Here is a 21401-nt window from a genome sequence, read left to right on the forward strand (position 1 = left end):
AGATGTCATCCAAATGATGAAAACCAACCAACAGCCCCCTGCCCTGCAGGTGGTGATGAAAGAGGCCCGACGCGCCGTCAAGCCGCTTATCTGGTTCAGCGCCGGTATTAACATGCTGATGCTGACCGGGGCGCTGTACATGCTCCAGGTCTACCACCGCGTGTTGGGCAGCCACAGCACGGAGACACTGGTGGTGTTGACGTTGATGGCGGCGACGGCGCTGGCGACAATGGCGGCACTGGAAGTCGTGCGCCAGCGCCTGCTGGCCAAAGTCGGAACGTGGATGAACGCGCGGTTGGCGCCTGTTCTCCTGACCGCATCGGTAGAGTACGCGGCCGCCGCGCCCGGTCAGGTTACCTCCCGCCCGCTGCGTGACCTCGACCAGGTGCGGAATTTCTTCACCAGCCCGAGTATCTACCCGATCCTTGACGCGCCTTGGGCACCGATCTTCTTCGCCGCTATCTTCCTCATGCACCCTTGGTTGGGCTGGCTGGCGTTGTGTGGCGGGATTGTATTGTTCGCACTGGCGTTGCTGAACGAGTACACCACACGCAAGCCGCTGACGGAGGCCGGTAGCGCGCAGTCGCGGGCTTACACGCAGGCTGAGGCCGTGATCCGCAACGCCGAGGTCGTGCAGTCTATGGGCATGTTGAAGCCCCTGCTCGAAATTTGGAAGGTCCACCAGGACGAGGCGAACGAGGGACATTCCCGCGCCAGCAGCCGGGGCGGCACCATCTCGGCCATCGCGCGCTCCTTCCGTCAGGCCCTCCAGATCGCCATCCTCGGCCTCGGCGCTTATCTTGTATTGCGGAACGAGGCTTCCGGCGGCATCATGATCGCCGCCTCCATCCTGATGGGCCGCGCGTTGGCCCCGGTCGAACAAGCGATCGGCACGTGGAAGGCGACGGTGGGGGCCCGCGACGCCTACAAACGTCTCGTCGCAGTCGCCGGACAGCACCCGGAGGCCACGCCGGCCTTGCCGTTGCCGCGCCCGAAAGGTAAGTTTGAGGCCGAGAACATCGCACTCGCCCGGCAGGGCGGCGGCGAGCCGATTCTGAAAGGAATCAGCTTCCAACTCAACCCGGGCGAAGTGATGGCGTTGATCGGCCCGAGCGCGGCCGGCAAGACGAGTCTGGCGCGAGTGTTGGCCGGCGCTTGGCGCCCATCCGCAGGCCGCGCGTTGCTCGACGGCATGGACGTCGCCCAATGGGCGGCGGAGGACCGGGGCCGTCACGTCGGCTACCTGCCGCAAGACATCGAGCTCTTCGCCGGTACCGTCTCCGAAAACATCTGCCGCTTCGCGACGCTCAACCCCGCGGTCTTCAAGCACGTGGTCAACGCCGCGCAGCTGGCGGGCGTCCACGAACTGATCAAGGGGCTGCCGAAGGGTTACGCCACCGAGATCGGCGAGGCGGGCGCGGTGTTGTCGGGCGGACAGCGCCAGCGCATCGGGCTGGCGCGGGCACTCTACGGCGACCCGGCGCTCCTTATCCTCGACGAACCCAACTCCAACCTCGACAAAGAGGGCGAAGACGCACTGGCCGCCGCCATCGGTATCGCCAAGGCCACGAAAACGACCATCATCTTGATCGCACACCGCCCGAACATCATGGAGAAGGTCGACAAGGTGTTGGTCCTCAACCGCGGCCAGCAAGACCTCTTCGGCCCGCGCGACTATGTCTTCAACGAACTCGCCAACCGCGCCGGCAAGGTGGCCCAGATGCCAAAGGCAGCCCAGCTGCCAACCCTCGAAGTGGTCAAGGAAGTCAAAAAAATTAAAGAGGTCAAAGAAGCATGAGCCGTTCCCCAGAATTGAACGTCGTGCCGTTACCCGTCCCGCCACCCTCCGTGCTGGAACCGGTACCCCTGCGTCTCACGGGCGTGACGTGCACCGGGTTCGCGATCATATTCCTGTTCTTCGGCGTGGCGGGGGGTTGGGCGGCGCTGGCACCGTTGGACAGCGCCGCAGTGGCTCCGGGCGTTATCAAGGTCGCCGGCGACCGCAAGCTCATCCAGCACCTCGAGGGCGGCATCATCGCGGAGTTGAACGCCGCCAACGGTGATATCGTCAAGGCGGGCAAGGTCCTCATCCGACTCGACAACACACAGGCAACGGCGCAGCTTGACCTGATCCAGAACCGGATAGCAACGCGTGAGGCGCTGGCCGCGCGTCTCAGGACTGAGCGTGACGGCAAGGCCGAGATCGAGTTTGATCCGGCGTTGCTCGCAGACCCCGCCACCGCCGTAAAGGACGCGGTGGCCGCACAGCGTGACGTGTTCGCGGCGAAGCACCACAACTTGAAGGACGAGCGGGAAATTCTCAGCCAGCGCCGTCACCAGACCGAGGAAGAGATAACGGGACTAGAGGAACTTATCGTCACCGAGGACAAGCAGATCGAGGCGATCGAGGGTGAAACCAAAGACCTTGAAAGTCTGCTCAAGAAGGGGCTGACCACCCGCGAGAGGAACCTGTTGCTCAGACGACAACAGCGGGTGGTAGAGGGGGAGCGCGCTACCAACGTCGCGGCAATCGCTCGTGCCAGAAGCGCCATGGCCGAGATTGAGATGCAAATTTTGAACCTCAACACAGTGCGGCTGAACGAGGCCGTCGAGGAGTTGAGCAAGGTCGAGGCGGAGTTGTTTGACCTCAGACAGGAGGAGCGTTCCGCCAAGGACGTGCTTACCCGTACCAATGTCGTCGCCCCAGTTGACGGCATCGTCATGGACCTGAAGGTCCACACGGCGGGCGGTGTCGTGAAATCCGGTGAGACATTGATGACAGTCGTGCCGCTCGGACAACAACTCGTGGTCGAGGCTATGGTCAAACCAGAGGATGTCGAGACGATCGCCCCCGGACAGCCCGCGCGTGTCAGCTTCCCGGCCTTCGCCCGCTACAACCTGCCGCCACTCGACGGCGTCGTGGAGATCGTGTCGGCCGACCGCATGGTGGAGGAGCGCAGCGGCGCACCGTATTTCGCCGCAACCGTGTTGATCGACAAGAGCGAACTCGCCAAGCTGGAGGGCCGTAAACTGCTGCCGGGCATGTCGAGCGAGGCGCTGATCCGGACAGGTGCTCGCACCGTGCTTTCTTACCTCGCCGAGCCGATCACGCAGAACTTCCGCCGAGCCATGCGGGAAAAATAGGCCGCCCAACGTCTTCTTCATCTGACCAGATAAAAAACCGGCCCCGCGCTTGTGCATGGCCTTGCAATTAAGTGCCTGAATTGGGCATTAAGTTATGAGGTGGATTCATGAATGGCGCGCACAAACGTCAACGACCTTCTTGCCTTCCTGGCTGTGGCGAAGGAGCGAAGTTTCACCAGGGCGGCCGCGCAACTCGGCGTTTCGCAGTCGGCGCTCAGCCATACGATCCGGGGGCTTGAAGAGCGGCTCGGGCTCCGGCTGCTGACCCGCACCACACGCAGCGTCTCTCCGACGGAAGCGGGCGAACGCCTGCTGCAAAATGTTGGCCCCCGGTTTGATGAGATCGAGACGGAGCTTGCCTCGCTGAGCGAGCTGCGCGACAAGCCCGCCGGCACCATTCGCATCACGGCTGGCGAATACGCGGCCGACACGGTCCTCTGGCCCGCGCTGGCGAGGCTCCTGCCGGACTATCCCGACATCAAGGTCGAGATCATCGTCGACTACGGCCTCACCGACATCGTCGCGGAACGCTACGACGCCGGCGTCCGTCTCGGCGAGCAGGTGGCAAAGGACATGATCGCCGTGCGCATCGGGCCCGATATGCGCATGGCGGTCGTCGGCGCGCCGTCCTATTTCGCCAGGCGCAAGCCACCAAAGACACCGCAGGATCTGACGGCGCACGACTGCATCAATCTGCGGCTGCCGACCTATGGCGGACTCTACGCCTGGGAGTTCGAGAAAAACGGGCGCGAGCTCAAAGTGCGGGTGGAAGGGCAGTTTGTCTTCAACACCTCTGCGCTCAGGCTGAACGCGGTGCTGGCCGGGTTTGGGCTGGCGTACCTGCCCGAGGATCAGGCGCGGGCTCACATTGCGGAAGGGCGCCTTGTCCGTGTGCTCGCCGACTGGTGCCCGCCCTTCTCGGGCTGTCACCTCTACTATCCGAGCCGAAGGCAGAACTCGCCGGCCTTCGCCGTGCTCGTCGACGCGCTGCGCTTTCGCGACTGAAAGGAGAGGCCGCCGCTCGCGCGGTTGATACTAAACCGACGCGACGCCGATGCCCGCGTCAGGCCGCTTTACGCTGGGATTTCCATGTCTCGTGGTGCTTGCCCCAGGCCGACATGACAGTCACCGCATCGTTCAGACTAAAGCCGAGCGGCGTGATCGAGTATTCCACGCGCGGCGGCACCTCGTCATAAGCGCGCCGGCTGATGAGCCCGTCGGCTTCCATCTGCCGCAATTGCTGCGTGAGAACCTTCTCGCTGACGCCAGGTAGCAACCGGCGCAATTCTGCAAAGCGGTATGGCCGCAGGTGCAGTTCCCATAGCAGCGAGGTTTTCCACTTTCCGCCGATGGCCTGCAACGCGGCAGCAAAACCGCAGCTGTCTGGTTCCTTGCGCCTCATTTGGCAGCTCCTGTCATGATGGCGATAGCTTACCTCAAGGTGCGTACTTCTCAATGCAGCAAGAATTTATATCTTCGGATCGAGCGCGCCAAACATAAAACGGACCCTCGTCGAGAGGGCCATCAGTCTATCGGAGAAGTTATTATGACATCAAATGTCTGCGTGCTCGGCGCGGGCCGAATGGGCTCGTCCATTGCTCGAACGCTGCTCGATCGCGGCTACACAACGTGGGTCTGGAATCGGACCGCGGCAAAGTGCGAGCCATTGGCGGCCCTTGGCGCCAAGGTCGTCCCTTCCGTGGAGGCTGGCATCCAGGCGGCCGAAATCGTGATCATCAATGTTCTCGACTATGCCGCCAGCGATGCTTTGCTGAAGCGGGACGGCATCGCTTCGGCATTGGCCGGCAAAGCCGTCGTGCAACTCACCTCCGGCTCACCGCGTCTGGCCCGGGAAGAAGCGCGCTGGGTGGAGGCGCATGGTGCCGGCTATCTGGACGGGGCGATCATGGCCACTCCGGATTTTATAGGCAAACCAGAGACCGCGCTGCTTTATTCGGGTTCCCGCGACGTTTACGAGAAGCACAAGTCCCTGCTGTTCGCGCTCGGCGGCGGCACGAGCTATGTCGGCGAGCTGCCTGGCCAGGCCTCTGCGCTCGATACCGCTCTGCTCACCCAGATGTGGGGCGGGCTCTTCGGGGCACTCCAGGGCATGGCTGTCGCCGAGGCTGAAGGGCTCGACCTGGAGACGTTCAGGAGCCATCTTTCCGCATTCAAGCCGGTCGTCGATGCCGCTCTGTTCGACGTGGTGGATAGAACAAATGCGCGCCGTTTTGCCGGCGACGACGCAACCCTCGCCTCATTGGGTGCCCACTACAGCGCCTTCCAGCACCTGCTTGAGGCATGCGAGGAGCGAGGTCTCGACGCGGCTATGCCGCGCGCCATGGATATGATCTTTCGACAGGCGCTTTCGCGCGGGCGCACGGAAGATGATTTCGCATCTCTCGCGCCCTTGTTTCGAAACGGCGCGCCGCGCCGGAGCCGGGAGCCAGCGAATGCATAGCGGCAAGACGAGAAGAACCGCGACCTGCTCGTGCCGGGGCGTGGAGCTTGTCCTCGCCGGAGAGCCGCGACGCGTCTATGCGTGCAGTTGCCTGGAGTGCCAGCGATGCACCGGGGCGGCGTTCTCGTATCGGGCCATCTACGCCGACTCCGCCCTCGTCGGCCTGAAAGGCGAGACCAGATCCTGGCGCAGAACCGGCTCGTCGGGGCAATGGTTGGAGCAGACATTCTGCACCACGTGCGGGTCGGTCGTTTTCATGCGGGCAGAAGGGCTGAAGGATGCGCTGTCGGTATCGGTCGGCTGTCTGGAGGACCCGGAATTCCCGCCCCCGATCATGCTCCATTGGCCTGCCCGAAAGCATAAATGGCTTTGTTTGGAAGGCGTGCCCGAAGCCGCCGCCTCTTGAGGAGCGGATCACCAACGGCGATGCCTGGCTTGCGGCAGGGCGGATAACTGCCGCGGGCGACTGCGAACTGTAGGCTCCTTTGCAACACTTTGCGCTCCTCGACGTTCCCCCAAGGCACGCTCCGAAGCTGATTGTCGCGGCAAGTTTTTTCGACTCCCGACGGCTTGCCGAGGGGTCAGATCGCGAATCCGATCACCGGAGTGAGGAAGCCGTGTCGGCTTCGCCCGGTGGGCTGCGGGAAGCCGGCCGGCCGATCATAATCGCTTTTGGTCGCGTTGTGGTTGAGCCGGCCGAAGGAGGACGCCAATGGCGGTAGAGAGCAACAACACGCAGCAGGTCCTGCAATGCATGACAACCGAGCACTTCGTGCTGCAGACCGCCCGCGCAGCCACGATTCAAGAAGCGAACCAGCGCGCCAATCTGTTCCTCACGTCGGTCTCAAGCGTAACGATCGCTCTGTCATTCGTCGCGCAAGTCACGGAAATGGGTATGCCTTTCGTGCTGTTCAGCCTGATCCTGCTGCCTTGCCTGTTCTTCATCGGTCTGGTCACCTTTGTGCGCGCCGTGCAGGTTGCGATCGAGGATATGGTGCACGCTCGTGGCATGGCGCGGATCCGGCACTATTACGTCGAAATCGCGCCAATCATGCAAAAGTACCTCATCCATTCCACGCATGATGACCGCTCGGCGGTGCTCGTCGACAAGGGCTTCAACCCGTCGCCCCTGCAGTATTTCATGACGACCGCAGGCATGGTGAGTACGATCAGCGGCGCGATCGCAGGCGTCTTTACGGGCATAGTGGCAACATCGGTAATCGGCTCGGGAATGTCGCTCGGGGTTATTTCCGGAATTTTGGGTTTCGTTACAAGCATCCTGCTGCTGCGGCATTACCACGCCCGAGCCTGGGCGGCGGCCGAGCAGAAATTGATGACACTTTTCCCGGGCGTGCCCGGCAAATGACGTCACTCAGCCCTGCTCGCCCCTACGCCGGTTGCAGCCGCCCGCGGCAAGGCGCGACCGCGCCAGGCAGAATCGCAGCCCTCGTCAGTCGAGCGGTTCATGCTGATAGAGCTCATCCATGCTGAGCGATGCCAGCGCAGCAAAGGGCGCCTGCTTTTTCACACGGCCGCCGCTCAGGATCACCACGTCGTCGCAGAACGAGATGGTGCTGTGATGATGGCTGATGACTATGGTCGTGCGGCGGCCGGCCCTCGACTTCAGGGTTTCGACGATCGCCGCTTCCGACAGTCCGTCCACCGCATTGGTGGCTTCGTCCAGGATGAGGATGTCGGGATCGCGCACCAGGGCTCTCGCCAGTGCGATCCGCTGCCGCTGTCCCGCTGAAAGATTGACGCCCCTGTAGCCGACGACCGTCTTGTAGCCTTGCGGCAGATGTTCAATGAATTCGTGCGCCTCGGCCAGCCTTGCAGCGCGCTCGGCATCGCCGGCCGAGGCTGCGTCCTGCCCGTAGATTATGTTGTCGAAAATGGTGCCATCCACCAGTTCCAGGTCCTGGCTGGCAAGTGCGATATGCCTTCGCCATTGGCTGGGATCGATCTGGTCGAGGGGTGATCCATCGACGAGAATTCTACCGGTATCAGGCTCGACAAAGCGGCACAGGAGATTGACGATCGTCGTCTTGCCTGCGCCTGACCGGCCGATCAGCGCCGTCGAGCGGCCGCTGCGGATTTCGAAAGCCGCCGAATGCAGCACCACGGCGCGCCGGTCCTTGCCGGAATAGGTAAAGGTCACGTCATCGAACTTGATTCCCTGGCCCAAGCCGCGAAAGGGTCCGCTGCCTTGCGGAGGTTCGGGCTTGTCGGATGGATCCAGCATCCAGACCACCTCTTCAAGCGATCCGCTCAAGCCCTGCAACTGGCTCCAGGCCATTTGCAAAGCCCGCATATACGGCTGCAGCCTGTAGAGCAGGATGACGAACGCGACGATCAGCGGGAAACTCACGCCCACGAACCAGGCGCCGATCACCACCGCCAGAAAGAGCATCGCGTGGAGAACCTCGGTCAGCGGCGGCAACGCGCCCTGACGCGTAAGCAGGACGAAAGCAGCCCGGCGAACCCCATCCGATGCCCGATCGAATACCGCCTTCTCGCGGCTCTCCTGTCCGAAAATGCGGATCAGACGCCCGGCATGCACGAGGTGGAGCATCTGCGATGCGAGATCGCTGTTGCGCGAGGCGACGCTGCGGCTGGGCGCCTTCAAATTGGCTGACAGCACAGCGTGCGCGATCTGAACGAGAACCAGCCCCAGCGTGACCAACAGCGTCATCTGCCAGGAAAGCAGGAGCAGAAAGACCAGCAGGATGATTGCAGCCGAGGCGCTGACGATGGCCGCCAGCATGATCTGGATCGCATCCGATGCCCGCCAGGATTCGTTGGAGATGATGTTGAGCAGCCGTCCGGGACTTTGCTGCAGGAAGAATGGGTAACCCACCCGCAGCAGCTGCTCCGACAGCGCGCTGCGGATCGAATGGCTGGCTTTGCCATAGATAAAGGTCGTCAGCAGCGTGTTTGCGAAGGCGAAGACGTTCTTTAGGACGATCGAGCCGAGGATGGCGGCCGAAATGACGATCAACCGGTCGCGCTCGCTTAAGCTCGATCCGACGTGCTGGAACACGGCAGAAAAGCCGGCCATTCCGGTTTGATCCCCCTGCCCCATGATGATGCCCAGCAAGGGGATGATCAAGCCTATGCCAAAACCTTCAAGAGCCGCACTGACGAGACCCAGCACCACCACGGCGGGAAGCAGGCGCAACTGCTTCCTTCCAAGCGCGCGGCGCAGCATCGGCAGGCTCGGCGGAACCAGTCGCATTATGGCGTATTCACCCTCGCCTCGGCATTTGCCTGTTGATCCTGTGCCTGTTGATCCTGTGCTTGTTGATCCTGCCGCACTTGCGGCGCCTGCGGCCATCTCGCCAGCAAAAGCACGGCGAACTTGGCCGCGCCGAGCATATTCATGACGACGATCGGCCAGTGCGACAGCTTGAGTTCGCAATCGAACGCAGGACCCTTCACCAATTCCCGGAATGCCGATCTGACTGCCCAGTAGAAATGGCGAAGCAGCCAGGGCGCACGGCGAACATGTTTCAGGCACAGCCCGCCATTGCCCATGCTATAGTCGCGGTGGAGTTTTTCGATGGCTTTGCGATCTCGCCGGCCGTGATGGTGGAAGATCGTCATATCAGGCACATACTCGACCGGGATGCCGAGCAGCACCGCTCGCACGAGGTAATCCGTATCCTCCGCGGAGCGCAGCGGGCCGCCGGCGCCGAACCGCTCGTCGAAAAGCCCGATACGGGCCGCAACATCGCGGTGCATCGTCATGTTGCATCCCAGCACGAAGCCGCCGGGATGAACATCCGATGTAAGCCGCTCGCGGACCGGCGACCGCTTGATCGTGAACGGCAGATCCCTGGCATCGCCGATCTCGACGCGGCCTCCCCGGACGACCCGTTCCCCGGTCGCATAGTGTCGCTGCAAATCGCTGAGATAGTCACCATGGACCTGACAATCATCATCGACGAAGACCAGCACACGGCCCCGTGCGCGCGCCAGACCGGCGTTGCGGGCCGCTGCCAATCCGGGTCGTGGCTCGCAAATAGCCTTCAATGGAATGTCCGACAGTTCGGCGATGCTGGCCAGGCGCTCTGCCGTGCGGTCGGTCGAGCCGTTGTCGACAACCACGAGTTCGGCCGCGAAGGCAGGATGGGCACGGCACGCGGCCTGGATCGACTTGATGCAAGGCTCAAGCACCGCAACGCGGTTGCGTGTGCAGACGATGAAGCTGACCTCGGGCGCTGGTCCATGCTGCGACCCGACCGAATTGGCCGCAGGCATCGTCGCGCGGTTATGCTGCAGAAGCTGGTCGGACTTGACTGTCATTCTAACTCGACCCAAGGGAAGGCAGAACCGCTGCGGCCGGCACGGACTGCAAGTACCGCGACAAGGCGTCGACCTGCCTGGTCGCCGACATCGAGACGAGGCTGAACCGCGGCGCGTAAGCGCCGGCACGCAATGCGTACCGCTCGCGACGCCGAATGAGGTCCCATTTCGCGGTCCGCGTCAGGAACTCGTGCGTCAGCAGCGGTTGCATCTCATCTGATATGAGTTGGTAGAGGAAATAGAACAGGTTCAGCGTGCCGGCCTCATAGCTAGGCCTCGTTTCCGCCGGCAGTCCGGAAATTCTCGCTTCCAGTGCCAGAAGCCATTCGGCGGCACGGCCTACCGTATCCGTCGAGACAACATCGCCGATGTCGCGCAGGTCCCGCGTGTTTTGCGCGAGTTCCTCCCGCTCAAGGGTCTCGGCCACGATCTTCAAATGTGTCCTCCGCATTTCCCCCTTGTGCCTGTTCGTCACGCTTTCGCCGTGGATACGATAGGCAATCAGGTTTTCGGGGATCATTGCGGCCGGGTAACGGTCGGTAAGCCGTCTGAAGAGATCGAAATCTTCGGCGTGCCTGTAGCTCCCGTCGTAATATAGATCGCCGCCCCTTATGACGTTCCTATTATAAACCACTGTAGGATGCATGAATATCGTGAAGAACCTCGACAATATCCGAAGGAGATTTTCTTGGAGCGCCGGATCGGGCAAGCCTTTGACGATGCGGTTGCCAAGCAGGAAATCCACGCCCGCGCCACACAGAGCAAGGTCGGGTCGCTGGTTGAAGAGTGCTACCTGACGTGACAAGCGCCAGGGATAGGCGATATCGTCCGCGTCCATCCTGGCGACCAGATCACCCTGAGCCACAGCCAGCCCTTCATTCAGGGTTGCGACGAGGCCGCGGTTTTCTCGTGAGATGATGGAGATGCGATCGTCGGTCTGGCGGCACTTCTGCAGGATCTGCAGGGAGTTGTCCGTCGATCCATCATCGATCGCGATGATCTCCAGGCGATCGTAATCCTGCCGCAGGATGCTGCCGAGCGCGGCAGCCAGATAAGGTCCGGCATTGTAGATCGGCAGCAGAACGGACACCAAAGGAGCAGCCATGGTCAGCTCCGATCTGTTCGCGGGAGGTCGCGTGCCAAGGATGATGTGCGGCCACTGAGACGGGCTCCTGCTGTCCTCCCGAGCCACCCGCCACCGTTCGTTTTGACGCCTGTCGGGATGACAGCGCCGGCTCTTGGCGCAACATAGGAAAAATGGCGTTTGAGGCTGTTGAGCGGCTTTTCGAAAAACAGCCATGAGACTGAAGCCACGATGAGCGTCGCCGTTCCCGCAACCAGGAACCGCCCCGGCCCTTGCTCCGAAACATTGAGCGGGATCCAGGGCTGGGACATGACGGCCAGCGACAGGACGATCGGATGGTATAGGTAAACGCCATAGCTGACGCGGCCAAGGGCCAGCAGTGGCGGCAGTTCGAGAAGCCTGCCCCGGTAACCGCCGATGCCGGACGAGCAGCTCGCCACGACCACGACAAGCGGCGCGAGAGGCAGGACTTCCAGCAGCAGCCAGCGGCCCCATTCCTGCACGGGATTTGCCGGCGCCGGCGCAAGCCACTGCAGGACGAAAAACGCGGCCGCGAGGGCCGGCCAGCCACGTCGCAGCCACTGCGGCAAGCCGGCGGCTCTGGTTCGGTAAACTGCAAGCAGCGCACCTGTCGCCAGCGCGTCCATCGATGCCGGCGGAAGCAGGTCGCGCGCGAGGTCGGGACTTCCAGCGATCGGCCAGTAAAAGCGATACGACAGCGACAGCAGGATGACGCCGATACAGATCGATTGAAGACGCCGGCGCGGCGCCAGCAACACGATCAATGGCCAGACGATATAGAACTGCTCCTCGATGCTCAGGCTCCAAAGATGGGCAAGGACCCAAGGCGTCCATTCGTTGCGCAGCGCGAACCAGAAATTCGACAGATAAAGCGCATGCCAGACCAGCGATCCCCTCGACTGCTCCAGATCGACCAGCCAAACGAAACCCAGCACGGCAAAGTAGGGAGGGAATATGCGCAGCGCTCGCCTGATGTAGAAGGATTTGAGTGCTGGCGCCGTTTCGAATTCAGCGGCCGAGCGCGCGTCCAGAAGAAGGCGCGTGATCAGAAACCCGCTCAGCACGAAGAACAATCGCACGCCGATGTGGCCCCAGAAGGAAGACCCTCCCGCCGCAAAGAAATGCGAATACATCACCATCGTCACCGCGATGGCCCTTAGCGCGTCCAATTGCGTGTCGCGTCTCATCGGCCGCGTCCGCCAGTTGGATGTCTCCGCTGAAATTGTTGCCGCCGATCGTGTTCGCCGCTGCTCACTCTGCGGACAGCGGCGCCTGCGCAATGGCGCTGATCGTTTTCGCTCGAAGCGCTGCGTCTCGCACGGCTTGCGGAGGTTCGGGCGGGGCGATCGAATGGCTCTGCGCCAATCCCCGCCAGTGGGTCCACCAGATTGCAGATTGCCTCAACACCACGCTTCACCGGGCCTCCAGGGAGAATTGCCAAGGAGAGTCTCTTCACGCCATCGAATGCCCCAAGCCCGACGATAGGAAAAAAATGCTGCGCCGCAACACAAAATGTTAACGTGACTGAAATAGTCGCGTGAGGTACGCCTGCGAAATGCGCGAAAACCGCCCGAAATTGCCTATTTTGGCAGGTTTGCGTCCGAATCCCCGACTTATCCACACTTCGTATTGGCGTGAGCGCGCTGCAATGCAGCATGATCGATCGCTAATCAAGAGGAAACGGGCCCACAGACCTGACCTAAACAGAGCACAAAGCTCCCATCGTTGCCGATCGGGTCTCGTAGTTGGGGGACAAAAGCCGGCATAGTTTATGTCCACTTTTGACCCCCTGCGCCCACTCTCGGCCAATCCTTACGCCGGTTGCAACTCCCTGCGCGGCAGCCGCGGGAAGGCGATCGCCACCGCCACCGCGCCGAGCCCGACAAGGGCCGAGCCGATGAACAGCCAGGAATAGCTGGCATAGGCATCGAACACCATGCCGCCGGCGAGCGGGCCGAAGGCCATGCCGATGCTGGACAGCATGGTGACGGCACCAAACACCGTGCCGAGGATGCGCTGGCCGAAATATTCGCGCGCCAGCACCGCATAGAGCGGCATCACGCCGCCATAGGTGGCGCCGAAGATGATGGCGAGCGTGTAGAATTGACCAAGCTCGCTGACGGCGAGATAGGCTGCGATGACCACGGACTGTATCGCCAGACCGGTAATCAGCACCGGCTTGACCCCCAGCCGGTCGGCAAGCACGCCGTATAGAAGCCTGCCGCCTAAGCCGGCCAGGCCCTCGATGCTGTAGATGCTGACCGCCGCCATCGGCGCTATGCCGCACAGCATCGCATAGCTCACCATGTGGAAGATTGGCCCGGAATGCGCCGCGCAGCAGGCAAAGAAGGTCAGTGCCAGAACGATGAATTGCGGCGAGCGGAACGCTTGTGGAACTGACATGCCGGTATCGTTGGCGGCAATATCGGCGGCTGCGCCGTCGGCGGCAGGCTTGGGCGGCTGGCGCACCAGCAATGCGGCCGGCACCAGCAGCGCCCATGCCGCGACGCCGATGACGAACATGGCGGTGCGCCAGTCATAGGCCGTGATCAGCCATTGCGCGAAGGGCGAGATCGTCATCGGCGCCACGCCCATGCCCGCCGAGACCAGGGAAACGGCCAAGCTGCGATTGGTGTCGAACCAAGCGGCGGTCAGCGCGATCATCGGCGCGAAGAAGGCGCTTGCCGCCAGGCCGACGAGCACGCCATAGGTGATCTGGAAGACAAGCAGCGAGCCGGTGCGGCTGGCCAGCACCAGCGCCAGCCCGAGCAGCAACGCACCTGTCATCACCACGATGCGGGCGCCGTAGCGATCGTAAATGGCGCCCCAGGCGAAGCCGCCGAGGCCCATTACCAGGAAGTTCAGCGTCATCGCGCTCGATATGCCGGCGCGCGACCAATCTGTGTCGAGCGCCATCGGTTCGAGGAAGATCGCCAGCGAGAACATCGCCCCGAGGGCGACGCAGGTCATCAGGGCGCCAGCCGCGACGATGACCCAACGATAGGAAAGGCTCATGTTTTTCTCCCGAGATCGTTTGGACACGGCGCGACTTCTTTCGAGCTTCGTCACACCGCTTGCGTCCGAAGGACGATGGCGACATTTCGAATCCTACAATCCGGTTGCGTTTTTTATCCAGTCGGGAAATCGCCCCACTCAATTGCTCCATTGCATTGACCGTGCACCGTCCTGAGCTAGATTTCCAACCTGGCGATCAGGAGCTAACAGGCATGGAACTTCATCGCGGCCGTCTCATCGACCACGTCCAGCTGGTGGTCAGGGATCTCAAGGCCAGCCGCCGCTTCTACGAGGCGGTTTTCAAGGTGCTCGACGTTCCCATCGGCGGCAGCGCCGAGGATTATTTCTGGGCCGACGAGCTGTTCGTCTCCAGCATCGACAGCCGGGCGGCCAACGGGCAACTGACCGGGCGCCACCACCTTGCCTTCCAGGCAAAGGACCGCGCGATGGTCGACGCCTTCTACAAGGCCGGCCTCGATGGCGGCGGCACGGACAATGGCGCACCGGGCGAGCGGCAGCACTACCATCCCGGCTATTATGCCGCCTTCCTGCTCGATCCCGACGGCAACAACATCGAGGCCGTCTTTCACGGGCCGGCGAACCGCAGCGCCGCTTCGGTGGAGATTACGTTCTGATCACTGGGTGACGACGTCAGAACCTTGCTTGCGATGGCATCGGATCGACTGCGGACGCCATCCGCCTGCCTATCGCGTCAGCGCCGCCATTTGGCCCGCCAGGAAGTCGACGAACAGCCGGGCGCGGACCGGTAGCTGCCGCCCATACGCATGGACGATGTGCACCGGCATGGTCGGCATCGCCACCTCGGGCAGGATGCGGACCAGACGGCCGGTGTCGAGATCGTCCTGCACGGCAAACTGCATCAGATGCGCGATGCCGGCTCCGGCAAGCGCCGCTTGCCGGATGGCGCCGCCGTCATCGGTGTCGAGTCGCCCGTTCGGCACGATCACCGTGCCGTCGGCCAAGGTGACGGGATAAGGCCGGCCGGCCATCTGGTAGCGGACGAAGTCGTGGTTCTGCAAATCCTCGATCGAGGCCGGCCGGCCGCGCCGTTCGACATAGGCGGGCGACGCCACCAGCACGATCGGCAGATTGGCGATCTTGCGAGCGATGAGCCCGGTGTCCGACAGCGCCCCCATGCGCACCGCGACGTCATAGCCTTCGCGGATCAGGTCGGCGTGGCGGTCGGTGACGCTGAGCTCGAGCTTCACCTCGCCGTGCTGAGCCAGGAACGCTTGCGCCCATGCGGCGATCAGGCCGCGCCCGAGTTCGACGGATGCCGTGACGCGCAGCAGGCCGCGCGCCGTATCGGCCATCTGGACGATGTCCTCGGCATCGTCGAGCGCTCTCAGCAAAGGCGCGACCCGCTCGTAATAGGCGAGGCCTTCGCTGGTCAGTGCCAGGCGGCGCGTCGAGCGCTGGATCAGCCTGACGCCCAGCCGCCGCTCGAGCCGCGCTACGCTCTTCGACACCGCCGACGGGCTGGAGCCGACCAGCCGGCTGGCGGCATGGAACGAACCGGCATCGACCGTGCGCACGAAGGCGACGAGACCGGCGGTCTTTTCGAGGATGGTGGTCATTCAAGAATTCCAGGCACGAAAGAACCGATCGAGGCGATCCTAATACGCTATACCATCACTATTAAATACCGCTCATCGTCAACGAAGGAGAGATTTGATGAGCAAGCTGAACGGCAAGGTGGCCATCGTCACCGGCGCCTCCAAGGGTATCGGCGCCGGCATCGCCAAGGGTCTTGCGGCGGCCGGTGCCGCCGTGGTCGTCAACTATGCTTCGTCGCGGGAAGGTGCGGACCGCGTCGTTGCCGCGATCAAGGCCGCAGGCGGCCGAGCCATTGCCGTCCACGGCGACGTGTCGCAAGCGGCCGACGTGCGCCGCCTGTTCGAGGCCGCCAAATCGTCGTTCGGCGCGGTGGACATCCTGGTCAACAATGCCGGCGTCTTTGCGTTCGAGCCGCTGGAAGCGGTGACCGAGGCCGAATTCCACCGTGAGTTCGACACCAATGTGCTGGGCACCATCCTGACCATCCGGGAAGCGGTGAGCCATTTCGGCGCCGGAGGCGGCAGCGTCATCAACATAAGCTCGGTCGCCAGCCTCAACCCGCAGCCGAACTCGCTGGTCTACGCCGCCACCAAGGGCGCGGTGGATTCGATCACGCTGTCGATGTCGAGAGAACTGGGCGCCCGCAACATCCGCGTCAACGCCATCGCGCCCGGCGGCGTCGACACCGAAGGCCTGCAGCGGATCGGCATCGTCGGCAGCGAGTTCGAGAAGCAGGTCATCGCCATGACCCCGCTCGGCCGCTTCGGCCAGCCCGACGACATCGCCCGAATCGCGGTGTTCCTCGCCTCAGACGACGGGTCCTGGCTGACCGGCGAGCGCATCACCGCCTCGGGGGGCTGGCGGTAGGCATCGAGCGCGGACTGCGCCGTTTCACGGACCCAAGCAGCGACATTGATCACCGGCAATCGATGACGGGGGCGATCTGTGCCCTATGTTGCGACGAGGGAGGAGCGCCGTTCGGTACCGATGACGGCGAGGAACCAGGAAGATGACGGACGACGAAAGAGCAATCCGAAAGCTGGTCGAGACGTGGATGGATGCGAGCAAGCGTGGAGACACCGCAACCGTCCTCAGCCTGATGACGGACGACGCGATCTTCATGGTTCCCGGCCGGGAGCCTTTCGACAAGGAGATCTTCGCAGCGGCCGCGCAGGAGATGGCCGGCGTTCACATCGACGGCACGAGCGATATCGTGGAACTACAGCTTCTCGGCAGTTGGGCCTTCATCCGCAGCCGCATCGACATGACCGCGACGCCGCCGAACGGGAAGCCGGTGCGTCAATCGGGATATACGCTGACGCTCCTGCGCAAGGAGGCTGATGGCGCGTGGCGGCTGGCCCGCGATGCGAACCTGCTGACCGCGCAAGACTAGAGCCGGTCTCCGGCATCTCTGCACCGGAAGGTGCGCCAGGGGAGCGATAAGATGGCAAAGAAGCGATGCAGCTCGCCCTGAACAGCGTTCCCCTCCTCCACCTGATCACACCGGCAACAGGGCGTTCGGCTTGACATCAGCGATGGAGGCGAAAGTGTGCGTTTCGCGCACGCCGGGCAGTGGCAGGATGACCCGCTGCAGGAAATCCTGGAACACCGCCATATCGGCGATCCGCGCCTTCACCAGATAATCGAAACCGCCAACCACCATATGGCACTCCAGAACCTCCGGAGCTTTCGCCACGGCTTCGGCGAAACGGTCAAAGACATGCGGCGCTGTGTGGTCAAGCCGGACCTCGATGAACACCAGCGTTCCCCGGCCGACCTTGCGCGGATCGAGCACGGCCCTGACCGCGGTGATGAACCCGTCGCGGAACAGCCGCTTCACCCGCTGGCTGGTTCCGGTCGGCGAAAGCCCGACACGCCCGGCAAGATCAAGCGTCGTCCGGCGCCCGTCCTCCTGCAGCAGCCGGAGCAGGCTGCGGTCTATCTGGTCGAGATCGCCCATCTCACAATCCACGCTATCTCAGGGATTTATATGCTAATTGCACGCAGAGATGTCAAAATCAACGTATTTCATCACATAAAACCCCGCAATAGCCTGCGCTTCCCTCACCCACTCAAAGCGAACGTGGTGAGCCAATTCGACGAACACAGGAGTGCAGGATGACCAAGGAAGCGTTCAGCCCAACCGGCAAGAGTGCGGCGGAAATCAGCAAGGGAGCGACCGAGATCCTGGTGCTGAGCGAAGCCGACGTGATGGCGTGCATCGACCTCAGCCAGCTTCTCGATGTTCTGGAAGACGGCTTCAAGGCGCTGTCACAAGGCAAGGTCGTCAATCCACCCCGACCACAACTCGACATCCCCGGGGCCGGCTACAGCCTCGCCATGCCGGCCTGGATGGAGGGCATGAACCTGACCGTCAAGATCGTCAATGTCTTCGAAGGCAACCTGGCCAAGAACTTGCCCAGCCACCTCGCCACCATCAGCCTGTTCGATCCGCTGTCCGGCCTGCCGGTCTGCATCATGGACGGCACCTTCATAACAGCGGTGCGAACCTCCGGCTCCGCCGTGCTGTCGGTGCGCGCGCTTGCCCGCCGGGACGCCAGGATTGCGACCGTGGTCGGCGCCGGCGTGCAGGCCAACCAGCACCTGCATCTGTTGCCGCTGGTGCGCGACTTTGCCGAAATCCGTGTCGCTTCAAAGAGCTTCGACGATGCGGCAGCGCTTGCCCGGCTGCATCCGTCGGTGGTGGCGGTCGCCGACATCGAGGCGGCAGTGCGCAGTTCCGACGTGGTGTGCCTGGCGACCCACTCCTACGAGCCGGTGATCGACGCAGGCTGGGTCCAGCCGGGCACGCATGTCTCGTCGGTCGGGGTGGCGCCGCCCGGCGGTGAAATGCCGATCGAGCTCATCGGCAAATCCAGTCTTTTTGTCGAGACCAAGGATGCATTCAAGCCGACCCCGGTCGGCTCTTGCGAGCTTGCCGGCTTCGATCCGGATTTCGGCACCGAGCTTGGCGCCATGCTGATCGACCGCGCGCCGGGCCGCGTTTCGGATCAACAGATCACCACCTACAAGGCGATGGGCATTGCCATGGAAGACATGGTCGCCGCCGACCTCGCCTATCGTTGCGCCAGGCGTCTGCGCAAGGGAAAGCTCATCGTGCTGTAGGCGCGTGCCGCGAGCCAGGCGGGATCGACGTTGCTGACAATGGCGCTCAGGCCGGCTCGCGCTTCAGCGCCTGCGCCATGCAGTGGATGCCGCCGCCGGTCTTCGAGATCTCGCTCATGTCGATGGCCGCCACCTCGAAGCCGCGCGCCTTGAGCTGACCGATCAGCGTCTGGCTGGACGTCGGCGCGATCACCCTGTCCTTGCCCAGCGACATGAAGTTGCAGCCGAGCGCCATCGTATCCTGGAACGGCACGTCGATGATCTCGTGGCCCTTGCCCTTCAGCCAGTCGACGATGCCCGGCTCCGTGCAGGCGAGGCAGACGGCGGTCAGCTTTTCGGCGATCGGCACTACCATCAGGTCGATATGGACATAATATTCGTCGATGAAGGCGATGCGGGTCTCCCAGCCCTCCTTGTCGAACCAGGCCTGGACCTGGCGCGCGCCCTCCTCCTGCGTGCGGGCGCCGCCGCAGCCGATCAGCACCACGCCGTCCTCGATGACGTTGAAGTCGCCGCCCTCGAAGGTGCCCGCGGTGACCATGTCGTAGATCGGAATGCCGAGCTTCTCATAGGTGCGGATCGCGGCGTAGTTCTCGCCGCGCCGCCACCAATTGGCCATCGCGGTGATGATGACGCCATACGGCGTCATGACGCTGGAATCGCGGGAGTAGACCTGCATCGGCAGTTCCGGCGTCGGCTCGTGCCAATGGATGTTGACGCCGAAATGCTCGTAGGCGGCGACCAGGTCCTTGTGCTGCGCCTGCGCGATCTGGACATTGCAGGGCGCCTCGCGCAGATGCTTTCGCGACAGCGAGCTGGTCGAGAGATGGCGCAGGAAATTCGGCGAGCCGAGCAGCACGTCGGTCAGCACATCGGTCTCGTTGGCAAAGCCCCAACCGGTCAGCGGCTTGGTGCCGCCGGCCGGGTTGCGACGCTGCAGCGAAAACGGTTCTGCTACGATGCGGTCATGAACGGTCATGGGGTTCTCCTGGCTTGGGTGATCACGCGGCTTGCGGGTTGCTTGGTATCCACCAGTCCCGTCCGCGCGGGGTGGTGACATATTCCGGCCAGCGGAAATGGATCGGCGGCTCATAGTCGCAGAGCGGCGCCAGCCATTTGCTGCCGCCGATGCCGCCACCGGTGCGGGCGACGAATTCGTCCATCGCCGCATCGCGGGCGGCCTTGTCCTCCAGCAGGCGAAGTGCTGCCAGCGCAATCGTCTTCGACGCGCAGGTGACCATCGGATCGATCGTCGCGGAAATGCCGCCCAGCGCGTTCATCGCCCAGGACGGATAGGCGCGGCCATTCTCGGAACGCAGCGCCGGGCGGGCGACGTAGAACCGCGCCGTCGGCGTGTGCCACGACATGTCGGTGTAATCGTCGGAGGTCGAATTGAGCTGCGACGGCGGCAAGTCGCGGCGCAGGATCGCTTCTGCATCCTGCGGCGCAATCAGCTGCTCCAGCTCGGCGATGAACGGCTCGTCGGTCGCCGTGCCGCCGGCATTGACCTGGATTTCGCGGGCGATCGCCTTGGCCGCCTCGTCCCAGCGCGGCGGCCCGACTGTCGACAGCGCCTCATAGGCGATGCCTGACATTGCGTGATTGGCCAGCCCCGGCCGCGACTTCGACACCCAGTGCCGCTCATGGCGGCAGCCGCTCATCTTAGCGGCGGCTTCCGCATTGCGGTCGAGCACGGCGGTCACCTGCTCAGCCATCGCCAAGGTCGGCACGCGGATCATGTATTGGATCTCGGCCAGCCCCGTCGGCAGATTGTCGGCGGTCGCCTGTCCTGCCGTCAGGATCGCCTCGCTGATCGACCAGCCGCCCTGATGCGGCAGCATGGAATCGCGCAGCGCCTTGGACGCCATGTACATCATCATGAGCGCGTCATTGGCGCCGGGAGCCCTGATCGCCGAATGCGCCTGCGGGATCGGCGCGCCATCGCTTGCGCGAACCCAATTTTGGGGTTCGTCGCACACAAAGCGGTAGATCATCGCATAGGCCGCACCGCAATGCGTGTCCCAGCGCGCGGTGTTGCAGAGCGGCAGCATGTAGAAGGGATGGAAGGAGATCATGCCGGCGAGGCCATCGTAGTAGCCCTTTGCCGCGTGGATCGGCTTCGACCCCCGCACCTTCTCGGCCGGCTCGCCGGTGAAGCGCAGCGTGCCCGGTATACCGTGGCGCTGCATCGCCGCCTTGGTCGCCAAAAGCCCGCCCAGGCTGGCAACGCCGAGCCCGGAATGCGGATCGGTGTGGCCTCCGGCCTGTTCGCCAAGTCCCGGACGCGGACGCTTCACAGTCGCTGCGTCCTGGCAATTGCCGGGCACCGCGTCATACTCGGCATACATCCCGATGGTCGGCCCGGCGCCATTGGTCCAGTGGGCGCAGAAGGCGGTGGGCATGCCGCCGGAGCCTTCCTCGACGGAAAAGCCTTCGTACTTCAACTGCTCGACATACCAGGCGGCCGACTGGTATTCGCGCCAGGCGGTCTCGCCGAAATCGAAGATCGTCCGCGTCCACGCCGACAGCGACGGCTGGACGTCGTCCAGACAGGCAAGCGCGGTCGCTTGGGCTGAGGTGGTCACCGGTTCCTCCATCGGTCAAAGAAAGCAGTGAAGCGCCTCGCCAAAAAGTGATATGTTTTCCCGGCTCATGCAAATTCGGTTC

Annotated in this window: 20 protein-coding genes; 10 read left to right on the forward strand and 10 right to left on the reverse strand. The window is 63.2% G+C overall.

From position 1 onward, the window contains the following. The first annotated feature begins 16 nt into the window (after positions 1-16). The 3 genes from RPG13_RS26580 (at position 17) to RPG13_RS26590 (ending at position 4149) form a co-directional block, all read left to right on the forward strand. Entirely contained in the window at positions 17-1798 is a 1782-nt protein-coding gene (locus tag RPG13_RS26580; protein WP_095489274.1) for a type I secretion system permease/ATPase, read from the forward strand. Next, entirely contained in the window at positions 1795-3144 is a 1350-nt protein-coding gene (locus RPG13_RS26585; RefSeq protein ID WP_127203967.1) for an HlyD family type I secretion periplasmic adaptor subunit, read from the forward strand. The genes RPG13_RS26580 and RPG13_RS26585 overlap by 4 nt, the downstream gene beginning before the upstream one ends. A 111-nt stretch (positions 3145-3255) precedes the next feature. Beyond that, positions 3256-4149, forward strand: coding sequence for a LysR family transcriptional regulator (locus RPG13_RS26590; protein ID WP_095489211.1), 894 nt, complete (start codon positions 3256-3258; stop codon positions 4147-4149). 58 nt (positions 4150-4207) lie between these two features. Here RPG13_RS26590 and RPG13_RS26595 read toward each other — a convergent pair whose 3' ends face one another. Continuing rightward, a complete protein-coding gene (locus tag RPG13_RS26595) occupies positions 4208-4546 on the reverse strand; it encodes a winged helix-turn-helix transcriptional regulator (RefSeq protein ID WP_065008584.1) in 339 nt (112 codons plus the stop codon). Between the two features lie 18 nt (positions 4547-4564). Here RPG13_RS26595 and RPG13_RS26600 point away from each other — a divergent pair, with 18 nt between their 5' ends. The 3 genes from RPG13_RS26600 (at position 4565) to RPG13_RS26610 (ending at position 6971) form a co-directional block, all read left to right on the forward strand. Then, positions 4565-5605: an NAD(P)-dependent oxidoreductase gene (locus RPG13_RS26600; protein WP_337127060.1), complete on the forward strand. Its 1041-nt coding sequence runs from the start codon at positions 4565-4567 to the stop codon at positions 5603-5605. Continuing rightward, on the forward strand, positions 5598-6011 hold the full coding sequence (locus RPG13_RS26605) for a GFA family protein (protein WP_337126394.1): 414 nt from the start codon (positions 5598-5600) through the stop codon (positions 6009-6011). Before RPG13_RS26600 ends, RPG13_RS26605 begins: the two co-directional genes overlap by 8 nt. A 306-nt stretch (positions 6012-6317) precedes the next feature. Beyond that, complete coding sequence (locus RPG13_RS26610; protein ID WP_337126395.1) at positions 6318-6971, forward strand: hypothetical protein; 654 nt, start codon at positions 6318-6320, stop codon at positions 6969-6971. An 84-nt stretch (positions 6972-7055) separates the two neighbouring features. Here the strand turns inward: RPG13_RS26610 and RPG13_RS26615 are convergent, their stop codons facing one another. The 5 genes from RPG13_RS26615 to RPG13_RS26635 all read right to left on the reverse strand — a co-directional run bounded on the left by RPG13_RS26615 (position 7056) and on the right by RPG13_RS26635 (position 14030). Continuing rightward, a complete protein-coding gene (locus RPG13_RS26615; protein WP_126105594.1) occupies positions 7056-8840 on the reverse strand; it encodes an ABC transporter ATP-binding protein in 1785 nt (594 codons plus the stop codon). Then, positions 8840-9910 carry a glycosyltransferase family 2 protein gene (locus tag RPG13_RS26620; protein WP_126105593.1) on the reverse strand — a complete coding sequence of 357 codons (1071 nt, stop codon included), beginning with the start codon at positions 9908-9910 and terminating at the stop codon, positions 8840-8842. The genes RPG13_RS26615 and RPG13_RS26620 overlap by 1 nt, the downstream gene beginning before the upstream one ends. A gap of 1 nt (position 9911) precedes the next feature. Next, entirely contained in the window at positions 9912-11015 is a 1104-nt protein-coding gene (locus RPG13_RS26625) for a glycosyltransferase family 2 protein (RefSeq protein ID WP_337126396.1), read from the reverse strand. Positions 11016-11017: 2 nt separating this feature from the next. Next, positions 11018-12202 carry an acyltransferase family protein gene (locus RPG13_RS26630; RefSeq protein WP_126105591.1) on the reverse strand — a complete coding sequence of 395 codons (1185 nt, stop codon included), beginning with the start codon at positions 12200-12202 and terminating at the stop codon, positions 11018-11020. Between the two features lie 625 nt (positions 12203-12827). Then, a complete protein-coding gene (locus tag RPG13_RS26635; protein ID WP_337126397.1) occupies positions 12828-14030 on the reverse strand; it encodes an MFS transporter in 1203 nt (400 codons plus the stop codon). 212 nt (positions 14031-14242) lie between these two features. Here RPG13_RS26635 and RPG13_RS26640 point away from each other — a divergent pair, with 212 nt between their 5' ends. Further along, positions 14243-14665, forward strand: coding sequence for a VOC family protein (locus RPG13_RS26640; protein WP_292670513.1), 423 nt, complete (start codon positions 14243-14245; stop codon positions 14663-14665). A gap of 69 nt (positions 14666-14734) precedes the next feature. On the opposite strand, the gene RPG13_RS26645 is transcribed toward RPG13_RS26640, so the two are convergent. Continuing rightward, a complete protein-coding gene (locus RPG13_RS26645; RefSeq protein ID WP_337126398.1) occupies positions 14735-15628 on the reverse strand; it encodes a LysR family transcriptional regulator in 894 nt (297 codons plus the stop codon). Between the two features lie 97 nt (positions 15629-15725). Between RPG13_RS26645 and RPG13_RS26650 the strand changes: the two genes are divergently transcribed. Together RPG13_RS26650 and RPG13_RS26655 are read left to right on the forward strand one after the other, a co-directional pair. After that, complete coding sequence (locus tag RPG13_RS26650; protein WP_337126399.1) at positions 15726-16475, forward strand: SDR family NAD(P)-dependent oxidoreductase; 750 nt, start codon at positions 15726-15728, stop codon at positions 16473-16475. A gap of 142 nt (positions 16476-16617) precedes the next feature. After that, positions 16618-17001 carry a YybH family protein gene (locus RPG13_RS26655; RefSeq protein WP_337126400.1) on the forward strand — a complete coding sequence of 128 codons (384 nt, stop codon included), beginning with the start codon at positions 16618-16620 and terminating at the stop codon, positions 16999-17001. 105 nt (positions 17002-17106) lie between these two features. Here the strand turns inward: RPG13_RS26655 and RPG13_RS26660 are convergent, their stop codons facing one another. Further along, entirely contained in the window at positions 17107-17568 is a 462-nt protein-coding gene (locus RPG13_RS26660; protein WP_095489198.1) for an Lrp/AsnC family transcriptional regulator, read from the reverse strand. 158 nt (positions 17569-17726) lie between these two features. Between RPG13_RS26660 and RPG13_RS26665 the strand changes: the two genes are divergently transcribed. Next, positions 17727-18734 carry an ornithine cyclodeaminase family protein gene (locus RPG13_RS26665; RefSeq protein WP_337126401.1) on the forward strand — a complete coding sequence of 336 codons (1008 nt, stop codon included), beginning with the start codon at positions 17727-17729 and terminating at the stop codon, positions 18732-18734. 46 nt (positions 18735-18780) lie between these two features. On the opposite strand, the gene RPG13_RS26670 is transcribed toward RPG13_RS26665, so the two are convergent. Both RPG13_RS26670 and RPG13_RS26675 read right to left on the reverse strand, forming a co-directional pair. Next, positions 18781-19713: a dimethylarginine dimethylaminohydrolase family protein gene (locus tag RPG13_RS26670; protein WP_095489196.1), complete on the reverse strand. Its 933-nt coding sequence runs from the start codon at positions 19711-19713 to the stop codon at positions 18781-18783. 22 nt (positions 19714-19735) lie between these two features. Then, positions 19736-21331 carry an amidohydrolase gene (locus RPG13_RS26675; RefSeq protein WP_292220157.1) on the reverse strand — a complete coding sequence of 532 codons (1596 nt, stop codon included), beginning with the start codon at positions 21329-21331 and terminating at the stop codon, positions 19736-19738. Positions 21332-21401 lie beyond the last annotated feature (70 nt).

The sequence above is a fragment of the Mesorhizobium sp. ISC15 genome, assembly GCF_037162615.1.
Classification (GTDB): domain Bacteria; phylum Pseudomonadota; class Alphaproteobacteria; order Rhizobiales; family Rhizobiaceae; genus Mesorhizobium; species Mesorhizobium mediterraneum.

Coding starts and splice junctions, on each gene's coding strand:
- RPG13_RS26640 (WP_292670513.1), top strand. CDS start 14,243: ATGGAACTTCATCGCGGCCGTCTCATCGACCACGTCCAGCTGGTGGTC.
- RPG13_RS26610 (WP_337126395.1), top strand. CDS start 6,318: ATGGCGGTAGAGAGCAACAACACGCAGCAGGTCCTGCAATGCATGACA.
- RPG13_RS26635 (WP_337126397.1), bottom strand. CDS start 14,030: ATGAGCCTTTCCTATCGTTGGGTCATCGTCGCGGCTGGCGCCCTGATG.
- RPG13_RS26655 (WP_337126400.1), top strand. CDS start 16,618: ATGACGGACGACGAAAGAGCAATCCGAAAGCTGGTCGAGACGTGGATG.
- RPG13_RS26615 (WP_126105594.1), bottom strand. CDS start 8,840: ATGCGACTGGTTCCGCCGAGCCTGCCGATGCTGCGCCGCGCGCTTGGA.
- RPG13_RS26600 (WP_337127060.1), top strand. CDS start 4,565: ATGGCGATAGCTTACCTCAAGGTGCGTACTTCTCAATGCAGCAAGAAT.
- RPG13_RS26625 (WP_337126396.1), bottom strand. CDS start 11,015: ATGGCTGCTCCTTTGGTGTCCGTTCTGCTGCCGATCTACAATGCCGGA.
- RPG13_RS26630 (WP_126105591.1), bottom strand. CDS start 12,202: ATGAGACGCGACACGCAATTGGACGCGCTAAGGGCCATCGCGGTGACG.
- RPG13_RS26650 (WP_337126399.1), top strand. CDS start 15,726: ATGAGCAAGCTGAACGGCAAGGTGGCCATCGTCACCGGCGCCTCCAAG.
- RPG13_RS26645 (WP_337126398.1), bottom strand. CDS start 15,628: ATGACCACCATCCTCGAAAAGACCGCCGGTCTCGTCGCCTTCGTGCGC.
- RPG13_RS26595 (WP_065008584.1), bottom strand. CDS start 4,546: ATGAGGCGCAAGGAACCAGACAGCTGCGGTTTTGCTGCCGCGTTGCAG.
- RPG13_RS26590 (WP_095489211.1), top strand. CDS start 3,256: ATGGCGCGCACAAACGTCAACGACCTTCTTGCCTTCCTGGCTGTGGCG.
- RPG13_RS26580 (WP_095489274.1), top strand. CDS start 17: ATGAAAACCAACCAACAGCCCCCTGCCCTGCAGGTGGTGATGAAAGAG.
- RPG13_RS26585 (WP_127203967.1), top strand. CDS start 1,795: ATGAGCCGTTCCCCAGAATTGAACGTCGTGCCGTTACCCGTCCCGCCA.
- RPG13_RS26665 (WP_337126401.1), top strand. CDS start 17,727: ATGACCAAGGAAGCGTTCAGCCCAACCGGCAAGAGTGCGGCGGAAATC.
- RPG13_RS26675 (WP_292220157.1), bottom strand. CDS start 21,331: ATGGAGGAACCGGTGACCACCTCAGCCCAAGCGACCGCGCTTGCCTGT.
- RPG13_RS26660 (WP_095489198.1), bottom strand. CDS start 17,568: ATGGGCGATCTCGACCAGATAGACCGCAGCCTGCTCCGGCTGCTGCAG.
- RPG13_RS26620 (WP_126105593.1), bottom strand. CDS start 9,910: ATGACAGTCAAGTCCGACCAGCTTCTGCAGCATAACCGCGCGACGATG.
- RPG13_RS26670 (WP_095489196.1), bottom strand. CDS start 19,713: ATGACCGTTCATGACCGCATCGTAGCAGAACCGTTTTCGCTGCAGCGT.
- RPG13_RS26605 (WP_337126394.1), top strand. CDS start 5,598: ATGCATAGCGGCAAGACGAGAAGAACCGCGACCTGCTCGTGCCGGGGC.